This is a genomic window from Colwellia marinimaniae (genome assembly GCF_002207865.1).
GTDB classification, from domain to species: Bacteria; Pseudomonadota; Gammaproteobacteria; order Enterobacterales; family Alteromonadaceae; genus Colwellia; species Colwellia marinimaniae.
This window is the reverse complement of the sequence record NZ_BDQM01000014.1, coordinates 69,612-82,363: the sequence shown is the minus strand read 5'-3', so window position 1 is coordinate 82,363 and position 12,752 is coordinate 69,612. Positions and strand designations below refer to the sequence as shown.

Sequence of the window (12,752 nt, the reverse complement as noted above, 5' to 3'; positions counted from 1 at the left end):
ATTTATTACATGTAGTTGTAACTGGCTGATTTTAAATACTTACTTTGGTAAAAATACCCTCTTATAAATGGTAACGCGGTACCTTTGTGGTTATGCGTTACCGATATTCTGGCGGTATTGTTACTCTTCTGGGACTTTTTCAGCCTCAACTTTTTCACTATCCAGAAGTGCCATTAATTGTTCTTTTAAATTCGGTGGCACTTTATATATGGTTATTGAATCATTATGTGGATTATAAATCACGTCTTCGCCAAAATGACTACGTTCAAAACTCAAGCTTATACCATTACCATAGCCTGAATATTTAGTGATTTTATTAACCACTGCTTGCTCGTGTGGAAACGATTCTTCCATAGCATACGATTGTGTTTGGCAGAACTGATAAAAGTCTTGTTCTGCACCGGCACTTTCAATTACTTTACCAATCTCTTGCAGTGACACATCTTGAGAACTCGCTTTTTGCTCTTTACAGTAGCTCAGTAAATCTTTACGTGTTTTTTGCTTTTCACTTGGGTCTAGTTGATTAACGGCAACATAATCTTCAACCGCTTGTACCAGTGTTTGCGTTTGTTCTTTGGCGTTTAAGCCTTCTTCACAACCTAGAAAGTCTAAAAAGAAGTCTGATACTTTACGGCCCGCTCTACCCTTAATAAAAGAAATATAGCGATTGCCCTGGGCATTGTCTTTATAATCGAATAAATCAATACGCGCTGCTAGTTGTATTTTATTGATATCTAGATGCTGCGCGGCTGAAATATTCAATTCACCATCAACGCTGTAATGCTCTGACACCGGTATAACTGCTATTAATAAGTAACGTCCACCCATGTATTCATAATGACAGATAACAAAATAGCCAGTCTCGTCTATGTCATATTTTTCAATTTCATTTTTTAATACATTGGCCGCTTGGGTACTAAAGTCATAGAAACTTTGCTGTTCCGTTAAATAGCTTGCCATCAAATCAACAAAGCGCGCGGCATCCCCTTCACTGGGCATGTCGGAAAAACTGCCATACGCTTTATTACCTTTGGCATTATAAATGGTGTGTAGACCATCTACAAAGTTAGTTGTTTTGGCACTTTCTTGGGTGAAATCAATATTTTCCGGACCAAGGCGTAAGACAACTTCACCGGTGTCTTCTTTTTTAGACAAGTAATGTAGTGCTATGTTTGTAATTATTAAGCTCATATGATTTTAGGTTCAGTTACTAATGTAAGTTAATGTTGGTGTTTTATATCTGCTATATATTAAATTGTGCAGGCATTTGATAAACTAGAGAAATTAAATTTATCATTAACGAAAACACTTATTATGCCTATTGTATCTAAATATTCGAACGAACGTGTAGAAAAAATTATCCAAGATTTACTTGATGTACTTATAAAAGAAGAAACAACCCCTGATTTAGCCTTAATGTGTTTAGGCAATGCCGTGACACACGTTGTTAGCCAAGTACCCGAAAGCAAACGTACTGCCGTGGTAGACAACTTTACCAGCGCATTAAAAAAATCAGTTTAAAGACGCGACATTAATTTCACCTGCAAGAAGAATTATTATCAATGGTTTCTTTTGATACAAAAAGCTACAGCAAAAAACTATTACATTTGATCAGTTGGAGCCATTGGTTCACCTTTTTCAATATTTTAGCAGCAATTGCCCTCTCCTCTTACTATTTATTTAGTGATCCCGCACCAACAACCCTCTTTGGCCAAGTCTACTTAATAACGACCTGGGTTAGTCATATTGCCTTTTTGACTTTTATGAGTTTTGTCTTGGTGTTGTTTCCTTTAACGCTAGTTTTTCCTAATACCAAGTTCATCAGAACCATTGGCTCCATTATTTTTACCCTGGGTTTATTACTACTGGTATTAGATGCCTTTATCTATAGTCGCTTGGGTTATCATTTAAATGCCTCGTCAAGTACGCAAATTATTAGCTTGTTACAAGACATCGCCAAGGAAAATAGCCTGTTTTATAGCCTCAGTGGTGCCTTGGCTATCGTTATTTTAGCGTTTGAATTTACCGTAAGTAACTATGCTTGGAAGCACTTAAAGAAATTGCAAAAAACAATCTTTGCCCGTTTTGTTATTTTCGCCTTGGTTTTATCATTTTTCTTTAGTCATGTAAGCCATATTTGGGCCGATGCCAATCTTAATTATGATATTTTACGCCAAGACACTGTTTTACCTTTGTCTTATCCAGCCACTGCAAAAACGCTGTTAACCAAATATGGCTTATTTAACATAGAAGATTATATCGAGCGTAAAAATAGCCCGCTATCGTTTAGTCAGGCTATTCCCAATTACCCGACTATTACGGCAGAGCTTTGTCCTAGTGAAACAGCAAATAAAACTCCGACTAACTCGGTATTTTTAATTCTTACCGAGCAACAAGTATCAATCAGTCAGCTGAATCAATTTAGCCGCCGAGCAAGTGTTAGCAGCTTACTTTTAACCAATAATATTGATACCGGTATAAGTGATGATGCTTGGTTTAACCTGCTTTATGCTCTACCGAGCATTTATCAACAAGATATTTTAAAGCAAGGTATTAAACCGCTACTGTTTCAACGTATCGACCAACAAGCCCTGGCAACGAGCTTAACGGTTATCTCTGCTGAGTTTACCGTTAACTCAGTGACAGGTCATGGTGCAGATGAAAATATCGACATCACTGAACCTCGCTGGTTTGAAGCGCTATTCAGTAAAAAAACTGAACTGAGCAATGTCTCAAGTTTATTGTTTGCAGAGAAGTTAAATAATAAAACCCCGGGGTTGCATATTATTTACTTTAAAAATAGCCATGGCATTAAGGCCAATAAAGCCGAACAAAACAATAACCAATATCAATTTGAATTATTTGTTGATGCACTACTGTTAGCACAAAAGCAAAAATCCGCTAAAGATATCATTTGGATCAGCTCTATCGGCAATCAAAGTAATGAAACACGTTTAAACACTAAACCGGCGTTATTTATATATCCTCAGGGCACAGCAGTAAGCCATAAGGATGTAAGCTTTAATACCAGTAACATGGACTTACAACCGACGCTAATGAGTCAGTGGCTAGGCTGTAAGGTGAGCAAGCACAGTAATGGCACTGATTTACCGAGATTAAATAAAGACCGAGTTATTGCTAATACGACCGATAAAGGCATTATTATCTTTAATAAAGATAAATCAGTGTTTGTCGATCAAAATGGCAACTTTCAAAGTTACTCACGTAAATTTTCATCGCCAATTACCGTCAATGAGGATTTCCCCTTAATGATTGATGGTGTGCACTTTATTAAGCAGTTTACTCAGCAGGAAAAACAGTAAGCGCCCTTTATTTAGGCAAAGGTGAGTGGAATTGCGCATAAGTTAGCCACTTAGGCACTATGAAGCAAGTATTACGCTAATTGTCATTGCAATACGTTGATAAATCATTATGATACCGATGGTAAACTCGTGAAGCCCAAGAGTTTACCTTGTCGGGGTATAGCGCAGCTTGGTAGCGCGTGCGTCTGGGGGACGTGAGGTCGCAAGTTCGAATCTTGCTACTCCGACCACATTTAGTACAATAAAAAAGCCACTTAAAAAGTTGATTAAACTGTTCAAGTGGCTTTTTTGTGTCTGGGTAACTCATAGGTAGCAGTCAACCTCAATACAATATTAGCTCCCTAACTATTAAGCTAAGAGTACGGGCAAACATTCTTCATGATTACCCGTTAATATCGCCGCCATCATTGCCGTCATACTAAGCAAACCATTCGATGACTTTACGATGTCTATTACTAACTTCTCGGGATAACCTACGGCATGACGCTGTAATGCATGAACACCAGCATGAACGTAGAATTAAACTTAAATAATAAAAATGAAAGCAACAATAACAATCTTGTTAATAACAAACTTCATCACCACAACAACCTTAGCGGCCAACCAAGAAGTTCAATCGTTTAGTAAAGCTAAAAAACTCTTAGAAAAGCAGGTTTACAACAATCACCGTAAAACACTTTATTGCGGAGCGACGTTTGACGCTAAGAAAAAGGTAACGCCACCAAAAGGCTTCACTACGACTAAATATGTCAAACGCGCTAAAAAGATAGAGTGGGAACATGTTGTACCGGCAGAGAATTTCGGTCGTACCTTTATTGAATGGCGTGATGGCCATAAGCAGTGTGTAAGTAGTAAAGGCAAAGTATTTAAAGGTCGTAGGTGCGCTGAAAAAGTAAATACAGAATATCGTTACATGCAAGCTGACATGTTTAACCTATTCCCTGCCATTGGCGCTGTGAACGCCCTAAGAAGTAATTACAACTTCACTATGTTACCTGCCGTGAAAAGTGACTTTGGTAGTTGTGCCATGAAAATTGATAATCGTAAAGCAGAGCCACCTGAAATTGCTAGAGGTCAAATAGCTCGAACATACCTCTACATGGTTGGGGCTTACAAGCGCTATAGCATGAGTAAATCACAGCGCCAGCTTATGAGTGCTTGGGATAAGATGTACCCCGTAGATGCTTGGGAGTGCTCGAGAGCGAAGAAGATTACTAGCTTGCAGCAAAGCGAGAATGAGATTGTTAAAAGTCGCTGTCAGTCTGCTGGTGTTTGGTAATGAACCGCCCCTGATAGCACTTGATTTAAGCTATTACAGTCACTGGCTAAAGGCTAGTGATACCACAATAGTTGTTAGGCTTTAAAGCTCTAACGGCTGCTTCACCAATGAGGTGGGCGTTAGCAACGAGGGAGGTCTTCTTACTTCTGATTAGTCTAAAAGAAGACGTTGTTAGTAACTACTGTATAGGAAAAATATCCTTTATTAAGGGGCTTATATTATCAACACATCGCAATGAATATTTACAGTATAATTATTCCAAAATATTTTTAAAAAAAGGCCACCTAATTGGCGGCTTTTTGGAAGTGCACATAACGGGGGTAACTGTTCGTCTGCATATTCTGTGAGTAGATGTTCTTAACCCTTACAGTCATCATAAGAAAGCTAAGAAAGAAAACAGCCACTAAGCGTTAACATTGCAGATAAAAGCATTACCAAAATGGATGTTTTCCCAGATAAATAATTACTTATAATCAATAACCAACATAAACTAAAATAATTTCTTCCGTTGATTTATTCTCTGTTGTACGAGTGATAACATCCTGAATGGAAACTTTAGTTGCTTTATCTACATGTCGACTATGGGTATATTTTTTTAAGTAGTCATAAGTCATATTCGCTTGATATTTGTAAGCGAAATTTGCGATGATTAGACCATTGCAAAATGTAGTATTTGCCAGAGATCTTGGACTATGTTCATGCCGTCTCAACGCTGTTTTTAGTGCCTTTTGTTCATTGTTACCGGCAAGCACGCACATTTTTGTGTAAATAGAATTATCCATGGCAACAAACTTATATTGAATGGCATAGACACTGTTCATCATGAAAATGGTCATGGTAATTAATAGTAATTTAATGAATTTCATATCTTTATACTCCTTTCATAACTCATGACAGCAAATCTGCCGCTATCATCGAGCATAGTAAACTAAGAAAATTGCTTATTTCGTAACAAATACCTTATACGCATTGTTACGAACGCTAGACTACACTTGCACTATAGCGAAAGTGGCTTTGCTTAAACCTATGAGTTATCTATTCATAGCTAAGGGTTAGCTATGGGTTAGGTATGGGTTTAATACTTCATTGTTAATATTAATAAAAATCAATAGTTCGAACCATTATTGAAAAATTAATTAGGATGATAAAAATCAAATGATATTCAGGTTCGATAGCTGTGAGCTAAATAGTGAAAATTTCACTTTGCAGGTCAATGGCATGCCGAAGTTGGTTGAACCCCATGTTTTTGATTTAATTTTATATCTGATTGACCATAGAGACAGACTAATATCGCGCGATGAGTTATTTAAAAATCTTTGGGCCGGGCGTGAAGTTTGCAATGCCACTTTAAGCAACAATATAAAATGTGCACGCGCTGCATTAGGGGATGACGGTGAACACCAAACTATAATAAAAACAATTAGAGGCCGTGGTTATCAATTCATTGCTGAAATAAAAGCAATGCCGAGTAAAGTTGACCTAGTAAGCACGACTTTTCCAACAGTTAAGACTCAACGTTACTTAAGATCGCTACTAACAATAACTTTACCGCTATTATTTATTATTGGTTATAAAGTTTGGCTACCTGTTAGTGAAATCCCCACGAATAATAACAATGACAAGCAAAAGTCCATTGCGGTTTTGCCCTTTGAAAATCGTAGTGAGCTAAAATCGGATCAATACTTTACCGATGGCATTCATGACGATTTACTCACGCAAATATCGCGCATTAAAGACATTAAAAGTATTTCTCGCACTTCGGTCAAATCTTACAAAAACACCGATAAGAATATTAGACAAATAGCTCAAGAGCTCGGTGTGGCGACGATTATATCAGGCGGGGTACGACGTTCGGGTACGCAAGTACGCATTAATATTCAGCTAATAGATGCCCGCACCGATGCCAACCTTTGGGCTGAGACTTACACCCGTGAACTAAGCAGCGAAAATGTCTTCGCCATTCAAAGCGAAATAGTCGATGCCATTATCAATGAATTACAAGCGGTGCTTTCACCTGAGGAGCATCAAGAGTTTAAAAAATCACCTACTGATAATATGTCAGCATTAGAAGCCTTTTTCCGCGGTCGCAGTAGTTATACCCTCAATACTAGCAAAGGTTACAGCGAAGCCATTATTCATTTCCAGCAGGCGATCGAGTTTGATGAATATTTTGCTCAAGCACATGCACAACTAGCTTTGTCGTTACTTGAAAAAGTCTTCTACGGCGGTTTGTCCGGGGATAGACAAAGTGCCATGGCTGAACCTGTAGTTAAGCGAGCACTTTCGTTGAACCCTAAGCTCAGTGAGGCCCATCAGGCTTTAGGTTACCTAGAACAAATAAAAGGCAATGCTGCCGCATCAAAATTCGCATTCAAACAAGCTATCCAATTAAACCCCAACAATGCCGCAGCCTTGATGATGTACGGCAACCTTACTAGCTGGTCTCTTGGCCAACCAGAACAAGCGATCACCTTATTTCGTCAAGCTATTATACTCGATCCTCAAAATAGCCACCCTAAACAGCAGTTAGCTGAGGCTTTGATGAATTCAAACCGCAACGAAGAGGCGCAACAAGTACTTGAAGATTTAATAACCAAAGCGCCTAAGTTCGCCCAAAGCTATCGATCTTTAGGCATTCTATTTAATACTAAATTTTACCAACATGACCAAGCAATAAAAGCGCACCGTAAGTCCTATTTTCTCGATCCTCAAGTACCCATGTCGGCATTCGAATTAGCCGAGAGCTATAAAGATCTAAACATGTTCGATGACGCGATATTCTGGTATCAACGTAGTATTAGACTTTCCTCGACGGATGAATTCTCTATTATGTCTTCCTTCGAATTGCATCGGTTACGCGATGAGGATGAACTGAGCGGACAAATGTTACCGGCTGTTCAATCTTTGAATATACTTTGGCGTCACTACATTAATATAAAATTGGCTGAGCTTGATATAAAAAATGGTCGACCAGCATTAGCCAGTGCACGTTTTGCCGCCAATTATCCTGAACTTAGCCATGATAACGTCAACACTGACTTCAATGGATGGATATTCAAAGTAGCAATTGCCTACGCAGCCACTTTGCACGCCAGTGGCGAAAAAGAAAAAGCTATGCCACTCACCCAGCGCATACTAAAAATATTACCATTTAAAAGCCGTTATCGTTGGGACGGTATTGAATATTTAGATGCCTGGCTGTACCTGTCAATGGGAGAGGAAACTAAGGCTATGAGCGCGTTATATCAATGGCGCGAACTTGGTGGCTGTGTCGATCTCACTAAAAACCCTGTGTTGGCTCCGCTGTTCAACAACCCAGAATTTAAAGCCTTGAATAACGGCATTTTGCAGCAACTTGCCGAGCAGCGAGCTAATTTAGTTCGTATGGAAGCCAACGGTGAACTCTCACCTATCCCTGTTATCCCCTAGGTGATAGCAATCGTAAGATTCACCTAGGCAGTTTTATCGTCAAAAGAAGGGTTAGCAATGGACATTAATACACCTAGAGAACCGCTAATTTAAACGATTGCTATCAATTGATCGTCCATAGGACCATACTAGTGTTATTACGCATCGCCATGGAAGTTTGAATGGAAGTCACTGCGTTGCCATAGTCATTAGGTTGGCTCAAACTGACTTTAGTTTTAAGACAATACCTCAAGAGGAAAGTATCATGAGTAAAGGACAAGACAGTAAAAAAAACACCAAAAAGAAACCACTTTTAACAGCAAAAGAGAAGAAAGCCGCAAAGGCAGCCAAGAAAACCACAACCAATGCTTTAGGTAATTAAGCACGGAATGGTCATCGAGTTTTTAGATGGCCTATATTTTTGTGAGTCAAAATAGCGCTAGACTCACTTTAGTCAAACCGCACTGCACGCCAAGGTAATAAGACGGAATCAGTAACAGAATGGCATTTGAATGGCGACGTTTACAATGTACATGATAACACTGGTGAATCTGTATTCAGCAACTTATATGCTGCCAATACGCTTCCAAATTGATCACTCAGCTCAACAATTTCAAACTGCTTTCCTTCAAGGTCTTCGTACGTTACTCATCAATAAATAGCACCAAATGGCTGTGGTTACTCCCGCTCAAATAGACAAAACATACCCACAGACATTAATCGCAACAACATCACTTAACGCATGTGGTTTATCAGCAACCCCACCACGCCAATGCTGATAACTTGGTGTGCTTATCTTCACCATAAAGAAAGGCAGGTCTAACGCATCGTGAGATGAGGTGATATTTGTCGTCTAGCTGAAAACCTTTAGTTGGCTAATTTATGCCTGTCTTTATCTGTTTTTTGTTCTTGTTCTTGCTCTTGGTCTATTTGTTTTTTTAACCTTTTTATTGACTTGTGTAGGTGTTTTTAAAAACTCTTTATGAAAAGGCTGTTCTGTAACAACAGCAATGATTTGCCCTATGCTATTTTCAATATTATTTAATTGCCTTATATCATTTTCTACCACAAATGAAATGGCCATGCCACTTTTCCCGGCACGAGCAGTTCGTCCTATACGGTGTATGTAGTTTCTTGGATCTTCAGGAAGGTTATAGTTAATGACTAAAGTAATATTATCAACATCAATGCCACGAGCAGCAACATCAGTGGCAACTAATACTCTTAAATTAGAATCTTTAAAGTTTTGTAACGCTTCCTCTCTTACGGCTTGTGTTTTACCACTGTGCAGGCTAGCGGCAGTTATTGATGCTTTTTCTAGTGCTTTAACAATGATGTCAGTGCCATACTTTGTTTTACAAAAGATGAGAACTTTTTCATAGTCAGGTTTTTGCAGGATATTAAAGAGCAAAGGTACTTTATCCGATTTTTCAAGATGGTATACACTTTGATTAACCAAGTCGATAGTAACCGTTTCAGCCGTAATTTGAACTTTTGTTGGATCCGTTAATATTGCTTCTGCAAGTATCTCTATTTCAGCAGGCATAGTAGCTGAAAACAATAGTGTTTGTCGGTTCTTTGGCAGTTTAGATATGATGTTTTGCACATCATTAAAGAAGCCCATATCAAGCATTGTATCGGCTTCATCTAATACAAATACCTCTAACGCCTTAAAATTTATATCGCCCGTTTCAATTAAATCCAATAACCTTCCAGGGGTGGCCACTAAAATATCGAGTCCAAGTGCGATAGAGTCAACTTGAGCTTGTCTTCCGACACCACCATAAACAACCTTAGTTTTAAGCCCTAAACCATCAGCGTAGTCATCAATGCTTTGCATTATTTGCGAGGCAAGCTCTCTCGTGGGCGTTAGTATGAGCGAACGTGTACTCTTCGCTTTGATAGCTATTTTATTTCGTGCAAAATTATTGATAATAGGCAATGAAAAGGCCGCCGTTTTTCCGGTTCCCGTTTGCGCTATACCAAGAAGATCATTGCCATTAATAAGCGCTGGGATACATTCTTTTTGGATCGGTGTCGGCTGTTTATAGCCTTTAAGACTAATGCGGTCAATAATGGACTCTAAAAGTGAAAATGCTTGGAATTCTGACATGTTACCTCGGTATTCTTTAATCAATAGCCTATTATTCTAACAGAATGCTTTAACATATTTAAGATGTATTCAGGATGGCTGTTGCTGACAAATTTCCACAAAAAATCTCACAAAACAGATCACAAAAAATAGTTCAGTAATCAAGTGTTCTGACCACTTGATTTTAATCTTCGAGATTACTCATAAACTTCCTTGTAAATATAACAGCTTGTTATGTGTTGATTAGCACAAAAGCAACTACGAAACATAATGTTGAGAGTAGAATGCCTAAAAATGGAATTTTAAACCAGTAATTTTTTGCTAAAAGTAAATATGAAATACCAACAATAGAAGGCAACACTGCAAACCAGCTATTATTAGCAATAAATTGAATGTGTGAGAAAGCTAAAGGAATGTAAATGGCTGCAAAAAGTATTGCGCCTAGACTATGACTAGCATTGAAACCTATCCAAGCACGCCAAACAGTTGTTTCTTTAGTAAGGATAGGAGAAGTACTTTTCATTGCTTCGATTACATCAGAGTTATACGGATTAAACTTGTCAGTAAAGAAAGTATAAACAAGATGTACAAAGCCAAGTAAGCCGAATATTGAAGCACCTATTATGAATAGTATTTGTGAAATCACGTCTAACTCCTTTTAAACACATAACGAGCTTGTAGAATAACTCGTTTATTATGAATTACCCCCTAAAATCGGGGTGGTAAATGTATTACCTATATCGAGTTAATCCTCTACAGTTCGATACAGGAGCACAAGATTTTAGTAGTTTTGGCTGAATTAGTTATTCTACAGCCTCAACACCCAAATAACGGGCTAAGTAATGCTTGCTAAAATGTGCAGCGTAGCGGAACCGAGCAAGCGTTACGTGTCCTTGTTGATTTTCTTATGTTTTGGTTTACACCCAGACTTGTATTCCAACCAATGTACAGTATTACCTATAACTACAATGCTACCAGACACAACTATAGTTGCAGTAGCTATAACACCATTAAACACCATACATACTATAGGGTCATCAAGAAACTCTTTACCACTGCATAATGAATACTCTTTTCTTACTTTAGGCTTCAAAGTTAGCTTTTTAGTAAGCATCTCACATTTATTATAATAATTTTGTGTTTCAGAGGTTGTTGGTACAAAGACACATGCACTAATTGAAAAATATAAAATGATAAATAATATACTACGTGGCAAGAAAAAATCCTTTTAAAAACATAACGAGCTTGTAGAATAACTCGTTTATTATGAATTACCCCCTAAAATCGGGGTGGTAAATGCATTACCTATATCGAGTTAATCCTCTACAGTTCGATATAGGAGCACAAAATTTTAGTAGTTTTGGCTGAATTAGTTATTCTACAGCCTCAACGCCCAAATAATGGGCAAATAATAGTTGGTTAAAATAAGCGACGCAGGAGCAAAAACCAACTGTTATTTGTCCTGATTAATTTGCTTGTTATAAAGCCGGATTACATAAACTATACGCATAATCATCTCTGTATTGATTATTCATTAAGGTGTTTTGTTTTAAACAGCTCTCACGGGAAAAGTCTTCTTTCTCTAGCAAGCTATATGAGCCAACATTATGTACAGAACAAAAAGCAACGAGCTTATTTAGCATTAATGTATCGAATGCATACTGCTTCATAAGTTTAAGCGCTTTACTACCTAGCCCCTTACCCTGAGCACTAGCCTTAATCATGAAACCTACTTCAGCAATTTTAGCTTCATGATTGACTATTCTAAGAGATATATACCCCAACTTATCACCATTTATAATTTCAGTGATAATAAAAGAACGCCAGTTATCACTTTCAAATTTCCATGGTGGTAATCTTCCTTCAAAAGAAGATTTAGCCTCATCATAAGTCAAAGGATCATAAACATGCTCCATCATCTGTGGACAAGTAATAATTTTTTGAAAAAACTCAAAATCAGAATCTTTAAATGGTACAAGTTCGATTCTTTCATCTGCAAGTTGCATGACAATTCCTTAGGCTTTATAACGCCCTGTTAAAAGCCAACTGTATTTTGTCCTTGTTTAACAGCTTGTTATGCATTACCACTGATAAGCAAGCTTCAGAGCTACACCACTTGAACTTTCTTCAAATATATATTCATTTTTTGAAGTTACACCACTATAAATAGAACCACCGATAACAAATGAACTGTTATTAAACCCGGAAAAGTAATAATTGTAAGTTCCGGATAATCCGTGATACAAAGCGACCTTTCCATGACTGATTTGAGCTGATACAGCTCCAGCGAAAAGACCTAAGGAGTGGTTATTACCTCCTATTTTATGATCCCAACCTACGCCATAGCCAAATCCTGTGCCACCATCACTTGAATGTACACGAACACCTAAAGAAGCATAATATTTTGAATCGTTGCTATTAATTGAATATTTTGCGCCAATACCACCATGGTCGGTTCCTAAACCTAAAGAAAAATTTGAATCATCCGCAGCAAAACAAAATGATGACGCAGACATGGCTAAAAAAGATAATATATATTTCATGCGAAACTCGACTTAAATGCATAACAGCTTATTATGGATACGGCTCAGTAATGTCAGCTCCATAGCTTTAATTTAATACATATTAATATCCCATATTTTCAGTACCT

Annotated in this window: 11 protein-coding genes, 1 tRNA gene and 1 pseudogene; 5 read left to right on the top strand and 8 right to left on the bottom strand. The window is 37.8% G+C overall.

The window, feature by feature from the left end:
• Nucleotides 1-120: 120 nt before the first annotated feature.
• On the bottom strand, nt 121-1,191 hold the full coding sequence (yejK, locus tag MTCD1_RS10260) for a nucleoid-associated protein YejK (RefSeq protein WP_057180976.1): 1,071 nt from the start codon (nt 1,189-1,191) through the stop codon (nt 121-123).
• A gap of 123 nt (nt 1,192-1,314) precedes the next feature.
• Here yejK and MTCD1_RS10255 point away from each other — a divergent pair, with 123 nt between their 5' ends.
• From MTCD1_RS10255 to MTCD1_RS10245, 3 genes are all read left to right on the top strand, one after another.
• Nucleotides 1,315-1,521 (top strand): YejL family protein, encoded by a 207-nt coding sequence (locus MTCD1_RS10255; protein WP_057181043.1) that lies wholly within the window; start codon nt 1,315-1,317, stop codon nt 1,519-1,521.
• 41 nt (nt 1,522-1,562) lie between these two features.
• Nucleotides 1,563-3,323, top strand: a complete 1,761-nt coding sequence (locus MTCD1_RS10250; RefSeq protein ID WP_057180977.1) for a DUF3413 domain-containing protein — start codon at nt 1,563-1,565, stop codon at nt 3,321-3,323.
• Nucleotides 3,324-3,476: 153 nt separating this feature from the next.
• Nucleotides 3,477-3,553, top strand: a tRNA-Pro gene (locus MTCD1_RS10245).
• A 118-nt stretch (nt 3,554-3,671) separates the two neighbouring features.
• Here the strand turns inward: MTCD1_RS10245 and MTCD1_RS23290 are convergent.
• Nucleotides 3,672-3,827, bottom strand: a pseudogene (locus tag MTCD1_RS23290) (DUF6988 family protein); the annotation flags it as partial.
• Nucleotides 3,828-3,861: 34 nt separating this feature from the next.
• On the opposite strand from MTCD1_RS23290, the gene MTCD1_RS10240 reads away from it, so the two are divergent.
• A complete protein-coding gene (locus MTCD1_RS10240) occupies nt 3,862-4,602 on the top strand; it encodes an endonuclease (RefSeq protein ID WP_088568941.1) in 741 nt (246 codons plus the stop codon).
• 473 nt (nt 4,603-5,075) lie between these two features.
• Here the strand turns inward: MTCD1_RS10240 and MTCD1_RS10235 are convergent, their stop codons facing one another.
• Nucleotides 5,076-5,468, bottom strand: coding sequence for a DUF3718 domain-containing protein (locus MTCD1_RS10235; protein ID WP_057180979.1), 393 nt, complete (start codon nt 5,466-5,468; stop codon nt 5,076-5,078).
• 289 nt (nt 5,469-5,757) lie between these two features.
• Here MTCD1_RS10235 and MTCD1_RS10230 point away from each other — a divergent pair, with 289 nt between their 5' ends.
• Complete coding sequence (locus tag MTCD1_RS10230; protein WP_057180980.1) at nt 5,758-8,031, top strand: tetratricopeptide repeat protein; 2,274 nt, start codon at nt 5,758-5,760, stop codon at nt 8,029-8,031.
• Between the two features lie 871 nt (nt 8,032-8,902).
• Here MTCD1_RS10230 and MTCD1_RS10225 read toward each other — a convergent pair.
• The 5 genes from MTCD1_RS10225 to MTCD1_RS10205 all read right to left on the bottom strand — a co-directional run bounded on the left by MTCD1_RS10225 (nt 8,903) and on the right by MTCD1_RS10205 (nt 12,645).
• Nucleotides 8,903-10,123, bottom strand: a complete 1,221-nt coding sequence (locus MTCD1_RS10225) for a DEAD/DEAH box helicase (protein ID WP_057180981.1) — start codon at nt 10,121-10,123, stop codon at nt 8,903-8,905.
• A gap of 211 nt (nt 10,124-10,334) precedes the next feature.
• Nucleotides 10,335-10,748, bottom strand: a complete 414-nt coding sequence (locus MTCD1_RS21475) for an LIC_13387 family protein (RefSeq protein WP_057180982.1) — start codon at nt 10,746-10,748, stop codon at nt 10,335-10,337.
• Between the two features lie 237 nt (nt 10,749-10,985).
• A complete protein-coding gene (locus MTCD1_RS10215) occupies nt 10,986-11,318 on the bottom strand; it encodes a hypothetical protein (RefSeq protein ID WP_057180983.1) in 333 nt (110 codons plus the stop codon).
• A 262-nt stretch (nt 11,319-11,580) separates the two neighbouring features.
• The gene (locus tag MTCD1_RS10210; protein ID WP_057180984.1) at nt 11,581-12,108 is read right to left on the bottom strand and encodes a GNAT family N-acetyltransferase; all 528 of its coding nucleotides are present in this window, start codon (nt 12,106-12,108) and stop codon (nt 11,581-11,583) included.
• A 75-nt stretch (nt 12,109-12,183) separates the two neighbouring features.
• Nucleotides 12,184-12,645 carry a hypothetical protein gene (locus MTCD1_RS10205; protein WP_057180985.1) on the bottom strand — a complete coding sequence of 154 codons (462 nt, stop codon included), beginning with the start codon at nt 12,643-12,645 and terminating at the stop codon, nt 12,184-12,186.
• Nucleotides 12,646-12,752 lie beyond the last annotated feature (107 nt).